Origin of the sequence: Klebsiella sp. GG_Kp173, from assembly GCF_040062415.1 — a bacterium.
Lineage (GTDB): Bacteria > Pseudomonadota > Gammaproteobacteria > Enterobacterales > Enterobacteriaceae > Klebsiella > Klebsiella quasipneumoniae.
Genome location: NZ_JBEAFZ010000005.1, coordinates 1 through 15,058 on the forward strand (window position 1 = coordinate 1; position 15,058 = coordinate 15,058).

A 15,058-nucleotide genomic window follows, 5' to 3' on the forward strand; every position below is an offset into this window, starting at 1 on the left:
CGATGGTAGTGTGGGGTCTCCCCATGTGAGAGTAGGGAACTGCCAGGCATCAAATAAAGCAGAAAGCTCAGTCGGAAGGCTGAGCTTTTTTGCGTTTGTGTCATCCGGCGAGGGTGCCGGCATGCCTCCCCGGTAGCCCGGCCAGGGGTGCGCAGCACCGCCTCCGGCGAAAACCCCACCATATCCAGTTCATCATCTTCATTCAAAGCAACATAAAACCCCGTCGTGGCAATCCCTTCGCCATAATCCACTTTTTCCTTGCTCCTGCACTGGCGTTGATCGCGAAAACCGTGCTTACGAAAAAAAATGTGAATGCAATCACATATAAAGATATAACAATTATATAACATTTAGTTTACTAACTAATTTGTCTGCGTGACGTGGTACGCCCGACAAGACAGATTGCAGTCTTTGCTGGAGCAATATAACAATGACAGAGAGTAGCATTACCGAACGGGCCGCGCCGGAGCAGGCTGACACCCGTCGTCGTATTTGGGCAATTGTTGGCGCTTCCTCGGGAAATCTGGTTGAGTGGTTTGATTTTTACGTCTACTCATTCTGCTCGCTCTATTTTGCCCATATCTTCTTTCCATCCGGAAATACCACCACTCAACTTTTACAAACGGCAGGCGTATTCGCCGCCGGATTTCTGATGCGTCCTATCGGTGGCTGGCTGTTTGGTCGGATCGCCGACCGCCGCGGACGTAAAACTTCCATGCTTATTTCGGTCTGCATGATGTGCTTTGGTTCACTGGTAATTGCCTGCCTGCCGGGCTATGCAGTCATCGGCACCTGGGCTCCGGCGTTGCTTCTGTTGGCCCGTCTGTTCCAGGGGCTGTCGGTCGGTGGAGAATATGGCACCAGCGCGACCTATATGAGTGAAGTGGCGATTGAAGGAAAGAAAGGCTTCTATGCCTCTTTCCAGTACGTCACGTTAATTGGCGGACAGCTACTGGCGGTATTAGTGGTCGTGGCGCTCCAGCAGGTGCTGAGCGACGAAGATCTGCATGCCTGGGGATGGCGTATTCCTTTTGCTCTCGGGGCAGTACTGGCCATCGTCGCGCTGTGGCTGCGTCGCCAGCTGGACGAAACCTCGAAGCAGGAGACCCGGGCGCTGAAAGAGGCTGGCTCATTTAAAGGGTTGTGGCGTAATCGCCGGGCCTTCGTGATGGTGTTGGGCTTTACCGCCGCCGGATCGCTGACCTTTTATACCTTTACTACCTATATGCAAAAGTATCTGGTCAACACGGCGGGAATGACGGCCAGCACCGCCAGCGTGATCATGACTGCGGCGCTGTTCGTTTATATGCTGGTTCAACCGCTGTTCGGCGCTTTTTCGGATAAAGTAGGCCGCCGTACCTCCATGCTGTGCTTTGGCGTACTGGCGACATTATTTACCGTGCCTATCCTGAGCGCCTTGCAAAAAGTGAGCTCCCCCTATGCTGCCTTCGGCCTGGTGATCTGCGCCTTGCTGATTGTCAGTTTCTATACCTCGATCAGCGGCATCCTGAAGGCCGAGATGTTCCCGGCGCAGGTTCGCGCGCTTGGGGTAGGGCTTTCCTATGCCGTCGCGAATGCCCTGTTTGGCGGCTCGGCGGAGTATGTCGCGCTGTCGCTTAAATCTGCGGGGATAGAGCACGCTTTTTACTGGTACGTAACGGTGATGGCGGCCATCGCCTTCCTGGTCTCCCTGATGCTGCATCGCAAGGGCAAAGGCCTGCGTCTTTAGCCGCTACTGGTGCGCCAGTTGCCACACAGCGTAGCCGGTGGTCGCGCCGGCTACATCCCAGGCGAAATCCTTCCAGCTCCAGCCGCTCCCTGCCGGGCGGCTGTCCCAAAGCTCTTTTGAGGCGCCGAGGCTGACAGAAAACATCAGGCCGATAGCGGCGCTGCGGTCCCGGCTGTAACCCTGATGTTGCGCATATTCATTGCCCGCGGCAGACAGCATCGCCGAGGCCAGAAAATGCTGGGCTTTGTCCTGACCGGACCATGCATCATTTGCCATGTGGCTGCAGCCCGTTAACATCAGCGAAGCAATCACGATTATTGTACGCATAGTGCTTCCAGAAAAAAGCCCCGTCGAGGCGGGGCTGATTGTCAGAGAATACGGCTGATCAGCCGGTCGATGCGGATCCGCCGCAGTCGGCGGATCAGTTTACGCACTTTCACTGGGTAGTCGGCAATACTTTGCAGATCCCGATAATGTTTCACCACCGTGGTGTGGGTGCGGATGAGCTTCAGCTCTTTCTCCCGCATGGCCCCCAACTGCTGCTTTGGATCGTGGATCAGAATGGCATTTTCCAGATCGAGTCGCCAGGCGCGCGGGTTAAGGTTGTTGCCGGTGAGCAGCATCCACTCATCGTCAACCCACATGCCTTTCAGGTGGTAGCTGTTATCGTCATCCTTCCACAGGCGTACGATCAGCTGATCGGTATTCACATAATACTGCAGCCGGCTGAGGAAACGCCGCAGGTTGATTTCATACAGATAAGGAAGCGCGCCGATGATTTTAAACGGCTGATCTTCGGGAATATAGAAATCGTTAGCGGTTTTATCGCCGACAATAATCTCCACCTGTTTACCGTCGCGTAGCAGCTGGATGATATTTCTTACCAGCACGGCAGGAAGGTTGAAGTAGGGGGTGCAGATCGTTAATTTGTGCTCGGCACAGGGCATCAGGTGAAAGATAGTTTTGTTCAGCAGGCTGGATTTCCCCAGGCCTACCAGCGGGGTGACGGAGAGTTCTTCGTCACCGGCGGTGCCGACAAAATGGTAGCTGCGGTCGCGGAGCTCCTGACGGTACTGGCGAATGTCGTTTTTGATTTCCGGACTTTTTGGCCGATCCGGTCTGTCGAGACGATTCACACCGCGTCCCTGAACCAGATTATTGTCGACCCAGTCAAACATGACGTCCGCCATTTTGCCGTTTCGGATGCACTGATAGCGATCATAGCGGTACTTATCATGCTGATGCAGATAAACATCGTTCAGGCTGGCGCCGCTGTAGAGGACGCAGTCATCGATAATAAAGCCTTTGAAATGGAGAACGCCGAGCGCCTCCCGGGTGTTAATCGGCACGCCGTAAACGGGGATCTCTACGCCCGGATTTTCAGTGGCCATCCGGCAATACCAGTCGGCGTTGGTGTTGGAGGCGGCGGCGCCGATACGGCCACGTTGAGCGCGGTGCCAGTCCACGAGGACGCGAACATCCAGTTGCGGACGCTGACGCTTGGCGTCATACAGGGCCTGCAAAATTCCTTTTCCGCCATCATCTTGCTCCAGGTAGAGCGCAATAATGCATATACGCTGAGTGGCGTTGGCAATCCGGGTCAGTAACGCTTCCCTGAAATCCGCAGGGGCGTAAAAGAACTCTACATCATCAACTGACTGAGAAAGCTTAGGGAGTTGGGCAAGGTGTTGTTGATGTTTATTACGCTTAAATTTTGACAACATCACAGTGCGTTTCTTCTCTGTTTATTGAAGGGTCTTCTGTACCATGCAGACGACGTAAGCGGGCAATAATACCATTACTACCCGCTAATGTGGTCAACAATTGCGGTCAGCGTCGCGCGATTATCCCTGATTCAGGGGCAGCGACAGACTGACAATCCCATCTTCCAGCTGAATATCAACGGTGAATCCCAGCTTTCTGGCGAGGCCGATCATGCCTCGGTTATTCGGCATCGTAATCCCATTCAGCCGTTGCAGGCCATGGCTTTGCGTATAGGCGATCAGCTTTTCCAGCAGCCTTCGGCCCAGGCCTAACCCTTTCAAATCTGAACGGACCAGCACAGCAAACTCGGCATCAATATTATCAGGGTCGGAGATCGCCCGCGTCACGCCAAGGATCTCGCTCTGTTCCGCGGTGGTCCTGACTGCGACAAACGCCATTTCTCGATCGTAGTCGATCTGGGTCATATTGGCTAAGTCGTCATGGGTAAATTCGTTGATCTCACTAAAATAGCGATAATAGAGATCTTCTTTGGTGACCTGGGCGATAAACGCGAGCAGCTGCGGTTCATCTTCCGGCAGGATCGGCCGGAACAGACAGCGATCGCCATTTTTCATCACCACCCACTCCTCCAGCTGGTGCGGATAGGGACGAATAGCGAGACGGCTTTCACTGTCGCCGCTGAAGGGTGCAAGCCCAAGGGTAACATCCAGCGCCGTAAACTCGTTGCCGGAGGCGAGCAGGGGATGAATATCCAGGCGCTGGATCTCCGGGCAGTCGACGATCAGGTTCGAGACCTGAACCAGCAGCTGGCTTAAGCCCGCGATATCCAGCGGTCGCAATGCGCTGCGGCCGCGGATCTTCTTATTTTTGATCGCCTGGATCACCAGATAACGCGCCAGGTTCATATTCAGCGGCGGCAGCGCCACGGCGGCCTGGTCCTCGGCCCGCCACTCCACGCCGCCTTCGCCCAACATAATCAACGGGCCGAAGAGAGGATCGTGCTCAACCACCACTCTCAGCTCCTGGGCGCCGGCGCGATTGGCCATACTCTGCACCAGCAGGCCATGAATGCGCGCCCGGGGCCAGGCCAGCCTGACGCGATCGATCATCGCATCCGCTGCCTGCTGCACTTCTGCCGCGGTACGCAGATACAACATGACCCCCTGTACTTCTGATTTGTGCGGAATATCCGGGGAACGCAGCTTCAACGCAACCGGATAGCCTATCTGCTCAGCAATATGCACCGCTTCCGCGCTGTCAGCGGCGATCCAGGTTGGCAGTGTGTGGATGCCGTAGGCCCGGAGTACCGGGCTGACCTCGTGGGTATCCAGCGTGGTGGCGCCGTCATCGATCGCTTGCTGGAGCAGGGCATGCGCCTCGCTGGTATTGGCGGTTAACGAGTCCGGCAGCACGGGGGTCTCGCGTAGCTGTTTCTGGTTACGGCGGTACTCGACCATATGCATAAAGGCGGTGATGGTCCCCTCCGGCGTACGGTAGGTGGGAAGGCCGGCATCGCTAAACAGCCGTCGCGCCTCCTGGGAGGAGAATTCGCCGCACCAGTTGGTCAGCACGGTGACATATTTGCCACGCGGATGGTGCTTCAGGGCGTCGATCAGCGCCAGGGCGCTCTCGGTGCCCGGCGCGGCGGCGCTGGGAGAGTGGATCACCAGCAGCGCGTCATAGTCCTGGCTGTTAAGCAGAATATTCACCGCCCGCTGATAATGTTCGCTGCTGGCGTCATCGCGTAGATCCAGTGGGTTGGCGATCTCGACGCCGCCCGGCAGCGCCTGGCGCAGGGCGTCGCGCGTCTCCTCGCTGAGGGTCGCCAGCTTACCGTTACGCAGCCAAAGCTCATCCAACGCCAGCGCCGCCGGCGCCGCGCCGTTGCTGACGATCATCAGTTTTTCACCGCGCAGCGGGCGCATATGGCTCAGGGTTTCTACGGCGGAGAAGAGCTCATGGGTATCCTGGACCCGCAGTAGACCAGCACGCTGGATGGCCGCATCCCATGCCGGATCCATCCCGGAGTTGACGTGCAACAGCTTCTGAGCCGCGGGACTACGGCCGCTTTTAATCACCAGGATCGGCTTGTTTCGCGAGGCGCTGCGCGCGGCGGAAACAAACCGGCGCGCGTCGCTGAGATGCTCAAGGTAGAGCAAAATGGCGCTGGTTTTGCTGTCGCGGGCCAGAAAGTCCAGCAGGTCATCGACATCTATATCCAGACTATCACCCAGCGCGATGAAGTAGGAAAACCCCATCTCGCGCTGTTGCGCCCAATCAAGGATGGTGTTGGAGACGGCAGCCGATTGCGAGATAAAGGCCAGTTTACCGCGATGGATCGGCACTGGCGAAAAGCTGGCGTTCAACCCTTGCCACGGCGCCAGCAGGCCGAGACTGTTGGGGCCGAGCAGGCGCATCTGATGGCGGGTGGCGCACGCCAGCAGCGCCGGATACTGCTCAGGCTGCGAAGAAAGAATGATGCAGGTCTTGCAGCCTTTCTGCCCCAGGGCTTCAAGCAACTCGAGATTACGCCGCGCGTTGGTACAGAGTACCGCCAGATCCGGCGTAAAGGGCAGGCTCTCGATGGTGGGCCACGCCAGCACCCCGAGCACCGCCTTCCAGGCGGGGGTCACCGGCAGCACCGGGCCATTGAAGCCACCGGCTAGCAGGTTGCGCATCATGAGATAGCCAGCGCGCTGCGGTTTCATTGATGCGCCAATAACGGCGATGGACTTTGGTCGCAGCAGTGCTTCCAGGCCTCGTTGGCTCATACCGGTCTCCTTTCATCCCAGTGACCGAATGATTTTAAACGTTTTCCACCTGGTCCGCTGTGATACTGCCCTTATGCTGGGTTTTTCCCGCCAGGTAACGGGTCCGGAAGCGGGTGAAGTGTTCGCCAAGCGCTGCGGCGGCCGGTGCATCGCCCGCCAGGTCCAGCAGGGCGATGGCCACTTCCGCGGTACAATATTGTCCGTCGGCGCGCGCCTCGCGCAGATGGTAGGCTGAGATGCGGGACAGATCGACGGAGATTATCGGCAGCGCGTCCAGATAAGGGCTCTTACGGAACATTTTACGCGCTTCGGTCCAGGTGCCGTCGAGCATGATAAACAGCGGCGGTTTGCCAGACGGCGGCGCGCTCAGGACCTGGCGCTCCGGCCCGGCGTAGGAGGCGGGGAACACCACCATCGGCTGGTAATCGGGATGGGCGACCAGATCAAGCAGCCCCTGCGGCGGCTCGGTTCTCGACCATTGATAAGCCTCGGTATTCGGCAGAATATCGGCGATGAGCCGACCGGTGTTGCTGGGCTTCATCGGCTCCGTATCAAACATCACCAGGCAAAAGCGGCTGGTGGCCTGCGCCGGCGTTAACGTGGCGCACAGACACTGCTTGAGCGGCAGCAGACAGCGCTGGCAGCGGCGGATGCGATTGCCGCGCGCAAGGAAAGGGCGGGTGGCTCGCGCGAGACGTTCGGCGCGCAGGCGAAGGACAGCGTTATCAGTCATGGGAGTCGCTAATGAAAAGCGCTATTGTCGCAGAGGCTAAAACGGGGCACAAGCGGTGCCCCGGAAGGATTACTGCTGTCCGGCTTCGTTCAGCCAGCTATCAAATGGCGCTTTTGGCACCGCGCCATTGAGCATGTCGATCACTTCGCCATTTTTGAACATCATAATGGTCGGGATGCTGCGGATACGAAACCGTGCGCTAAGCTCACGTTCCGCTTCGGTGTTAACTTTCACAAAGCGCATCTTCCCGCTACGCTCTTCCGCAACGTCTTCAAAGATCGGCGCGAAGCTACGGCAGGGACCGCACCATGGCGCCCAGAAATCAACAACGACCGGCAGATCGTCCTTTAAGAGTTTATCCAGCGTTGCCCCGGTCGCGTTGATGACGTCGCCGTCAAAAAGATCGTGACCGCAGCGTCCGCACTTTGCGCCATCCGCGCTACGATCGTCCGGGAGGCGGTTCAGAGCCTGACAACTGGCACAAACGGTATTCATAACTAACCTCTGGTTATGGGTTGCAACGTGGCACGTGGCCGATATGTTTCTGTGATGTTACATATTATCGATTAAGTGTTATTTAAGGACAATGCGTTTTGTTCGATGAGTGCAATAGAGGCCGGCTTTTAAACGAAATCATGGCGAAGCGATGACACATCGGGTAATCTGCGCGCTTCGCGCAGCGCAGGTGGAGAAAATTGATGAGCGACGAACTGAAAAATAAAAGCGGCAAGGTCAAAGTGATGTATGTCCGCAGTGATGATGATTCTGACAAACGCACCCATAACCCACGTACCGGGAAAGGGGGAGGTCGTCCAGGAAAATCTCGTGTTGACGGCCGCAGCCGCCCTGCGCGTGACGAACGAAACAGCCGCGGTGACGATCGTAAACGCGATGACCGCAAGCGTGATGAGCGCAAGCGCGATGATTTTCATCGTGACGATGCGTCCCCGTGGCGTACCGTTTCCCGCGCCCCTGGCGATGAGACGCCGGTAAAAGAAGATCACGGCGGGATCAGCGGGAAGAGCTTTATCGATCCGGAAGTACTGCGTCGCCAGCGCGCGGAAGAGACCCGCGTGTATGGTGAAAACGCCTGTCAGGCCCTGTTCCAGAGCCGCCCGGAAGCTATTGTCCGCGCCTGGTTTATCCAAAGCGTGACGCCGCGTTTTAAAGAGGCGCTGCGCTGGATGGCGGCTAACCGTAAAGCCTATCATGTGGTTGATGAAGCCGAGCTGGCGAAAGCCTCCGGGACCGATCACCACGGCGGCGTCTGCTTCCTGATCAAAAAACGTCACGGCACCTCTGTTGCCCAGTGGGTCGCGAAGGCCGCAGAAGAAGATTGCGTTCTGGCGCTGGAAGACGTGGGTAACCCGCACAACCTCGGGGCGATCATGCGCAGCTGCGCGCACTTCGGCGTGAAGGGCGTTGTGGTTCAGGATGCCGGCGTGCTGGAGTCCGGCGCGGCGATCCGTACGGCGGAAGGCGGTGCGGAACATGTTGAGCCGATCACCGGCGACAGCTTCATCGATACTCTTGATCAATTCCGTCAGGCGGGCTACGCGATTGTCTCGACCTCCAGCCATAATGGTACCCCGCTGTTTAAAGCCGAGCTGTCGAAAAAAATGGTGCTGGTGTTAGGTCAGGAGCGCGATGGCCTGTCGGATGCAGCGATCTCCAGCGCGGACCTCAGCGTCGCCATCGATGGTACCGGCAATGTCGAAAGCCTGAACGTCTCTGTGGCGACCGGCGTTCTGCTGGCGGAGTGGTGGCGTCAGAACAAGGCGTAATACCTGTCCCTGAATAAAAAAAGCCAGCTGATGCTGGCTTTTTTTATGGCTGTCGATCACTCGCTTTCGGCGGGAAGGACCGGCATCCAGTCAATCGGCGCTTCGCCGCGCTCGGTCAGCCACTGATTGGTCTGCACGAAATGGTTGCTGCCAAAGAAGCCGCGATGTGCAGAGAGCGGTGACGGGTGCGGCGCCTTCAGCACGCAGTGGCGCTGGCGATCGATAATCGCGCCTTTCTTCTGTGCATGGGAGCCCCACAGTAGGAAGACCACCCCCTCGCAATGCTCATTGATTAACGCGATAACCTTATCGGTAAACGTCTCCCAGCCGAGACTGGCATGCGAGTGCGCCTGCCCGGCGCGGACGGTCAGGACCGTATTCAGCAGGAGCACTCCCTGGCGCGCCCAGCTTTCCAGGTAACCATGGGTAGGGCGGGTAAAGCCAGGGATAGTGGCCTCGAGCTCTTTGTACATATTTAGCAGCGAGGGCGGGATGGCGACGCCCGGGCGAACCGAGAACGCCAGACCGTGGGCTTGCCCCGGGCCGTGATAGGGGTCCTGGCCGAGAATGACGACTTTGACATCGCCCAGTTCGGTAAAGCGAAACGCATTGAAGACGTCTTTTTGCGGTGGATAGATGGTGATCCCGGACTGGCGCTCTTCGGCGACGGTCTTCAGAGTATTGAGAAAATAGGGTTGTTGCTTTTCATCCGCCAGCACGTCATGCCAGGTTAAAGGGGTGGTCATCTTGCTCTCCTGCAAAGGGTCATTGCTATAGCTTAACGGCTTCTTTCTACAGAACAAAATCGGCACGGCTCAACGCGAGCCTTCATGCAAAAAAAATTGAAAATTTACAAAATTATTTATAGCGGCGCATGGCGTAACTTGATGTAAAACAATAAAATCCTTGCATACCCACTTAGAGTGAGTGGTTTTTATTGATTTACATCAAAGAATGCCGAGGGTACGGCTGATATATATACACTCATACAACAATGGTTTTACCAATTGGCCGCGAAGAGGCCAAAATCGAATAAACACTGCCTGGGAGGCATCAAATGATTACTGGTATCCAAATTACTAAAGCGGCAAACGACGACCTGCTGAACTCTTTCTGGCTGCTGGATAGCGAAAAAGGCGAAGCGCGCTGCCTGTGCGCCAAAGGTGGTTTTGCGGAAGATGACGTGGTGGCGGTCAGCAAACTGGGTGAAATCGAATACCGTGAAATCCCGGTAGACGTGAAACCAGAAGTTCGCGTGGAAGGCGGTCAGCACCTGAACGTTAACGTGCTGCGTCGTGAAACTCTGCTGGACGCGGTTGAGCATCCGGAAAAATATCCGCAGCTGACCATTCGTGTTTCTGGCTACGCGGTGCGCTTCAACTCCCTGACGCCGGAACAGCAGCGCGACGTTATCGCTCGTACCTTTACCGAAAGCCTGTAAGGCTAACGCCAGATGTGAAAACGCCGGGATAACCCGGCGTTTTTTTACTCTTCGTTGGGCGCTGATGGCGTCCCGGCTGCGCTTGGTTTCCGGCGCTTACCGATATTTTTTGTATCGCGGTGGCGCTTTTTCACCCGCGGCTTTTCTTTTTCTTTCTCTTTTTTCTCGGCGCGTTTCGCCAGCACTTTCTTCGATGGTTTACCGGTCAGCTTCTCGCTTGGCGCGCGGGTTTTTGGTCGCAATTCATCAATCACCCGAGCTTTCAGCGGTTCTTCAACGTAGCGGCCGATCTTGCCCAGCAACAGGTGGTCGTGCGCTTCAACCAGCGAAATCGCGGTGCCTTTCTTACCTGCACGCCCGGTACGACCGATACGGTGCAGATAGATGTCGGCGGTGCGCGGCATATCGAAGTTAAAGACGTGGCTGACGTCCGGAATATCGATACCGCGGGCGGCGACGTCGGTAGCGATCAGCACGTTTACGCGGCCATCGGTCAGACGCTTGATGGCTTCGTTACGCTTGGCCTGCACCATCTCGCCTTCCAGCCAGCAGGTGTTAATCCCGGCTTCACGCAGCCAGTTGGCCAGCTCATGCACGCGCTCGCGCTTGCGCACAAAGACGATAGCGCGGGTAGCTTCCGGCTGTTGCAGCAGATTCACCAGCAGTTTGGTTTTATGTTCGATATCGTCAGCGCGGTAGTACCATTGATGGATTTTCTTGCGCTCGCGAGTCGAAGGGTTAGCGGAAACTTCAACCGGCTCCTCCAGAAGACGTTCGGCGAAGTCTTTGATCGCATCGCCTTCGAGCGTCGCGGAGAACAGCATGGTCTGCTTGCGCCAGCGGGTTTCACCGGCGATGGTTTCGATATCCTGCGCAAAGCCCATGTCCAGCATGCGGTCGGCTTCATCGAGGATTAGGGTCTCGACGGCGCGGCAGTCGAAGTTCTCTTCTTTTATATACTGCAGCAGGCGACCAGTGGTGGCGACCACGATGTCCTGGTTTTCGCTGAACACTTCCGCGTGGTTCATGTAGGCTACGCCGCCGGTAATGGTGGCGATATCCAGATGGGTATGCTTTGCCAGCTCGCGGGCGTGGTCAGCCACCTGCATCGCCAGCTCGCGGGTCGGCGTCAGGATAAGAATACGCGGCGGGCCGGATTTCTTACGCGGGAAATCGAGCAGGTGCTGCAACGCTGGCAGCAGATACGCCGCCGTTTTACCAGTGCCGGTCGGCGCTGAACCGAGGATGTCACGGCCATCGAGCGCAGGCGGAATAGCGGCGGCCTGAATGGCTGTCGGGCGAGTGAAACCTTTATCCTGGAGGGCCTCCAGCAGGTTTTCGTCGAGTTCAAGTTCGGAAAAAGTCGTTACAGTCATGTTCTACCTCTGAGTGGGCCGCCGATTATAGACGTTACTGACGTAATGTTCATCTGTTTGTAAGGCTATCTGTTCTCCGGTATTGTGCATAGCCTTACGTTCAGGAGTTTTTGTCGGCAAGGTTATTGAGGATGTCTCAGTCGAAGTTTGCGCTGCCGCGCAATGGTTTTACCTTCAAACAGTTTTTTATCGCCCACGATCGTTGCGCGATGAAGGTGGGTACCGACGGCATTTTGCTCGGTGCCTGGGCGCCGATTGCCGGGGTGAAGCATGTGCTGGATATTGGCGCGGGCAGCGGCCTGCTGGCGCTAATGCTCGCCCAGCGTACCGGCGATGATGTATGTGTCGATGCGGTTGAACTGGACGCAGAGGCCGCCGCCCAGGCGCAGGAAAATGCTCTCGCGTCGCCATGGGCTGCGCGGGTTGAGGTCTGTCAGGCCGATATTCATCAGTGGCAGCCGCCGCAGACCCGACGCTATCAACTGATAATCAGTAACCCGCCCTTTTTTGCGGAAGGGGTGCCTTGCGCCACCTCGCAGCGGGAGCAGGCGCGGTATACCACTACGCTCGATCACGCTTCTCTGCTGACCTGCGCCGCTGAACATATCACCGAAGAAGGCTTTTTTTGCGTGGTGCTGCCGGTAGATATCGGTAATGCGTTTATCGAACGGGCAACCGCGATGGGCTGGCACCTGCGACTGCGCACTGACGTGGCGGAGACCGAGCTGCGGCCGCCGCACCGGGTGCTGCTGGCTTTCTCCCCGACGGCGGGGGAGTGTTTCAGCGACAGGCTGGCGATTCGCGGGCCAGAGCAGCAGTATTCTGAAGGCTTTACCGCTCTGACCGAGGATTTTTATCTCTTTATGTGAGCCAGGGGCGACAGTATCGACGGGCCGCTGTTCGGCAGCGACTGCGGATAATCGAGGGTGTAATGCAGACCGCGGCTCTCTTTGCGCAACATCGCGCAGCGTACGATAAGCTCCGCCACCTGCACCAGATTGCGCAGCTCCAGCAGATTATTCGAGACGCGGAAGCGGGCGTAATACTCATCCAGCTCCTGCTGCAGCATGGTAATGCGCCGCAGGGCGCGCTCCAGCCTGCGGGTGGTGCGCACAATCCCCACGTAATCCCACATCAGCAGCCGCAGCTCGTGCCAGTTATGCTGGATAACCACCAGTTCATCCGGGATCTCCACCTGACTTTCATCCCACGCCGGCAGGGTGCTAACCTTCTGGGCCAGCGGCAGGCGTCGGGCAATATCTTCCGCGGCGGACCAGCCGTAAACCAGGCACTCCAGCAGCGAGTTCGAGGCCATACGGTTCGCGCCGTGCAGCCCGGTATAGCTGACTTCGCCGATAGCGTATAACCCATCGACGTCGGTGCGGCCATTATCATCCACCATCACGCCGCCGCAGGTGTAATGTGCGGCAGGGACGACCGGTACCGGATCTTTGGTTAAATCAATTCCCAGGCCGAGCAGCTTCTCGTAAATCATCGGGAAGTGCTGGCGAACAAACGCCTCGGGTTTATGGCTGATATCAAGGAACATACAGTCCACGCCAAGGCGCTTCATCTCATGATCGATGGCGCGGGCGACGATATCGCGTGGGGCCAGCTCGCCGCGCTCGTCAAAGTCCGGCATAAAGCGGGTACCGTCCGGGCGTTTAAGGTGGGCGCCTTCGCCGCGCAGCGCTTCGGTAAGCAGGAAGTTGCGCGCCTGCGGATGATACAGCGCGGTGGGGTGAAACTGATTAAATTCCAGATTTGCCACCCGGCAGCCCGCCCGCCAGGCCATCGCGATACCGTCTCCGGAAGAGACGTCGGGGTTAGTGGTGTATTGATAAACCTTGGCGGCTCCGCCGGTGGCGAGCACCACCGCCTTCGCGCTGCAGGTTTCCACGCGCTCTTTATTGCGGTTCCAGATCCACGCCCCGACCACCCGGCGCGTGCCTGGCAAGCCAATCTTATCCGATACGATCAAGTCGACGGCATTGCTGCGCTCAAGGATGCGGATATTGGGGTGGGCGAGGGCTTTATCGACCAGCGTCGTCTCCACCGCTTTGCCGGTAGCGTCGGCGGCGTGGAGAATGCGCCGATGGCTGTGGCCCCCTTCGCGCGTGAGATGATAGCTCTCTTCGCCATTGGCCTGGACCTGAGTGTCAAACAATACGCCCTGATCGATAAGCCACTGGACGCATGATCTGGCATTGCTGGCGACGAAGGTGACCGCATGGCGATCGCATAACCCTGCGCCGGCAATCAGGGTATCTTCGACATGGGATTCAATACTGTCCGTCTCGTCGAAAACGGCGGCAATCCCGCCCTGGGCATAGAACGTGGAACCTTCGCTGATCGGCCCTTTACTCAGCACGGTCACCGAACTGTGCTCTGCCAGGCGCAGCGCAAGGGAGAGGCCGGCAGCGCCGCTGCCGATAATCAACACATCACAAGAGAAGTCAGGAGTGGTATTCATTGTCTTTGTTTAATTTACTAAACACATTTAGCTCACAATAGCACCAGCTCGTGAGGAATCGTACATTTTTTTTGGCGGGCGTTGTGACGGCTAAACAGCAGGCGAGCGGAAACGGTCTGGAGCACGGCGAAAATGAGACGCGTGGCAGGTTGATAGCATTGGATTTTATAGTGAAATAAACGCCGTGTTACGATACCCTTCAGACGGGCCTGCGCTTTTTCTTATTGACTAACCTATCGTTTAGCAACCAGGGCATATAATGATTGATAACGATCTGCCGCCGTTGCCAGACAAAAAACAAAAAGCGTAACGGAACTTTATTGTTTTCATACACTCCAACAGTCAGCTTGCTCATAATGCAGATTTTGGGTGGTGTTTTGAAGACGCATGGGAATTGGGTTTGGGGAGACATTACCTCGGATGAGCGAGCAGTTAACGGATCAGGTCCTTGTTGAACGGGTCCAGAAAGGAGATCAGAAAGCGTTTAATTTGCTGGTAGTGCGCTATCAGCATAAGGTCGCGAGCCTGGTTTCCCGCTATGTACCGCCGGGCGATATCGCTGACGTCGTTCAGGAATCGTTCGTTAAGGCATGGCGTGCGCTGGACTCTTTCCGGGGAGATAGCGCTTTTTACACCTGGTTATACCGTATCGCCGTCAATACGGCGAAGAATTATCTGGTTGCTCAGGGACGCCGTCCGCCGTCCAGCGATGTTGACGCCAACGAGGCGGAAAACTTCGAAAGCGGCGGAGCGTTGAAAGAAATTTCGAACCCTGAGAACTTAATGTTGTCAGAAGAACTGAGACAAATAGTTTTTCGTACCATTGAATCGCTCCCGGAAGATTTACGCATGGCAATTACGTTACGGGAGTTGGATGGCCTGAGCTATGAAGAGATAGCCGCTATCATGGATTGTCCGGTTGGGACGGTGCGTTCGCGTATCTTCCGGGCGCGAGAAGCTATTGATAATAAAGTTCAACCGCTTATCAGGCGTTGACGATAGCGGAATACTGGAAAAGGGTATCAG

Annotated in this window: 13 protein-coding genes and 1 pseudogene; 5 read left to right on the top strand and 9 right to left on the bottom strand. The window is 56.8% G+C overall.

Annotated features, from left to right (window positions below; all coding sequences use genetic code 11):
* Positions 1-251, bottom strand: a pseudogene (locus ABLU50_RS04895) (hypothetical protein); the annotation flags it as partial.
* Positions 252-430: 179 nt separating this feature from the next.
* Here ABLU50_RS04895 and ABLU50_RS04900 point away from each other — a divergent pair.
* A complete protein-coding gene (locus ABLU50_RS04900) occupies positions 431-1,729 on the top strand; it encodes an MFS transporter (RefSeq protein ID WP_004201810.1) in 1,299 nt (432 codons plus the stop codon).
* A 3-nt stretch (positions 1,730-1,732) separates the two neighbouring features.
* Here the strand turns inward: ABLU50_RS04900 and ABLU50_RS04905 are convergent, their stop codons facing one another.
* From ABLU50_RS04905 to trxC, 5 genes are all read right to left on the bottom strand, one after another.
* Positions 1,733-2,056, bottom strand: coding sequence for a YfiM family lipoprotein (locus ABLU50_RS04905; RefSeq protein WP_004201811.1), 324 nt, complete (start codon positions 2,054-2,056; stop codon positions 1,733-1,735).
* Between the two features lie 41 nt (positions 2,057-2,097).
* A complete protein-coding gene (gene pssA / locus ABLU50_RS04910; protein ID WP_004201812.1) occupies positions 2,098-3,453 on the bottom strand; it encodes a CDP-diacylglycerol--serine O-phosphatidyltransferase in 1,356 nt (451 codons plus the stop codon).
* Between the two features lie 120 nt (positions 3,454-3,573).
* A complete protein-coding gene (pat, locus tag ABLU50_RS04915; protein WP_023318891.1) occupies positions 3,574-6,225 on the bottom strand; it encodes a protein lysine acetyltransferase in 2,652 nt (883 codons plus the stop codon).
* Positions 6,226-6,259: 34 nt separating this feature from the next.
* Entirely contained in the window at positions 6,260-6,958 is a 699-nt protein-coding gene (tapT, locus tag ABLU50_RS04920; protein ID WP_087832024.1) for a tRNA-uridine aminocarboxypropyltransferase, read from the bottom strand.
* Positions 6,959-7,027: 69 nt separating this feature from the next.
* The gene (gene trxC / locus ABLU50_RS04925; RefSeq protein ID WP_002914091.1) at positions 7,028-7,453 is read right to left on the bottom strand and encodes a thioredoxin TrxC; all 426 of its coding nucleotides are present in this window, start codon (positions 7,451-7,453) and stop codon (positions 7,028-7,030) included.
* 203 nt (positions 7,454-7,656) lie between these two features.
* Between trxC and ABLU50_RS04930 the strand changes: the two genes are divergently transcribed.
* The gene (locus tag ABLU50_RS04930) at positions 7,657-8,742 is read left to right on the top strand and encodes a tRNA/rRNA methyltransferase (protein ID WP_087832025.1); all 1,086 of its coding nucleotides are present in this window, start codon (positions 7,657-7,659) and stop codon (positions 8,740-8,742) included.
* Positions 8,743-8,798: 56 nt separating this feature from the next.
* On the opposite strand, the gene ung is transcribed toward ABLU50_RS04930, so the two are convergent.
* Positions 8,799-9,488 carry a uracil-DNA glycosylase gene (gene ung, locus ABLU50_RS04935; protein WP_004201816.1) on the bottom strand — a complete coding sequence of 230 codons (690 nt, stop codon included), beginning with the start codon at positions 9,486-9,488 and terminating at the stop codon, positions 8,799-8,801.
* Between the two features lie 311 nt (positions 9,489-9,799).
* On the opposite strand from ung, the gene grcA reads away from it, so the two are divergent.
* Positions 9,800-10,183, top strand: coding sequence for an autonomous glycyl radical cofactor GrcA (grcA, locus tag ABLU50_RS04940; protein WP_002914084.1), 384 nt, complete (start codon positions 9,800-9,802; stop codon positions 10,181-10,183).
* A 44-nt stretch (positions 10,184-10,227) separates the two neighbouring features.
* On the opposite strand, the gene srmB is transcribed toward grcA, so the two are convergent.
* On the bottom strand, positions 10,228-11,559 hold the full coding sequence (gene srmB / locus ABLU50_RS04945) for an ATP-dependent RNA helicase SrmB (RefSeq protein WP_004201817.1): 1,332 nt from the start codon (positions 11,557-11,559) through the stop codon (positions 10,228-10,230).
* 131 nt (positions 11,560-11,690) lie between these two features.
* Between srmB and ABLU50_RS04950 the strand changes: the two genes are divergently transcribed.
* Positions 11,691-12,428 carry a tRNA1(Val) (adenine(37)-N6)-methyltransferase gene (locus ABLU50_RS04950; RefSeq protein WP_017900411.1) on the top strand — a complete coding sequence of 246 codons (738 nt, stop codon included), beginning with the start codon at positions 11,691-11,693 and terminating at the stop codon, positions 12,426-12,428.
* On the opposite strand, the gene nadB is transcribed toward ABLU50_RS04950, so the two are convergent.
* The gene (gene nadB, locus ABLU50_RS04955; protein WP_004201819.1) at positions 12,413-14,032 is read right to left on the bottom strand and encodes an L-aspartate oxidase; all 1,620 of its coding nucleotides are present in this window, start codon (positions 14,030-14,032) and stop codon (positions 12,413-12,415) included. The two genes, ABLU50_RS04950 and nadB, sit on opposite strands and share 16 nt — an antisense overlap.
* Positions 14,033-14,452: 420 nt before the next feature.
* On the opposite strand from nadB, the gene rpoE reads away from it, so the two are divergent.
* Positions 14,453-15,028, top strand: a complete 576-nt coding sequence (gene rpoE, locus ABLU50_RS04960; protein WP_002914074.1) for an RNA polymerase sigma factor RpoE — start codon at positions 14,453-14,455, stop codon at positions 15,026-15,028.
* Positions 15,029-15,058 lie beyond the last annotated feature (30 nt).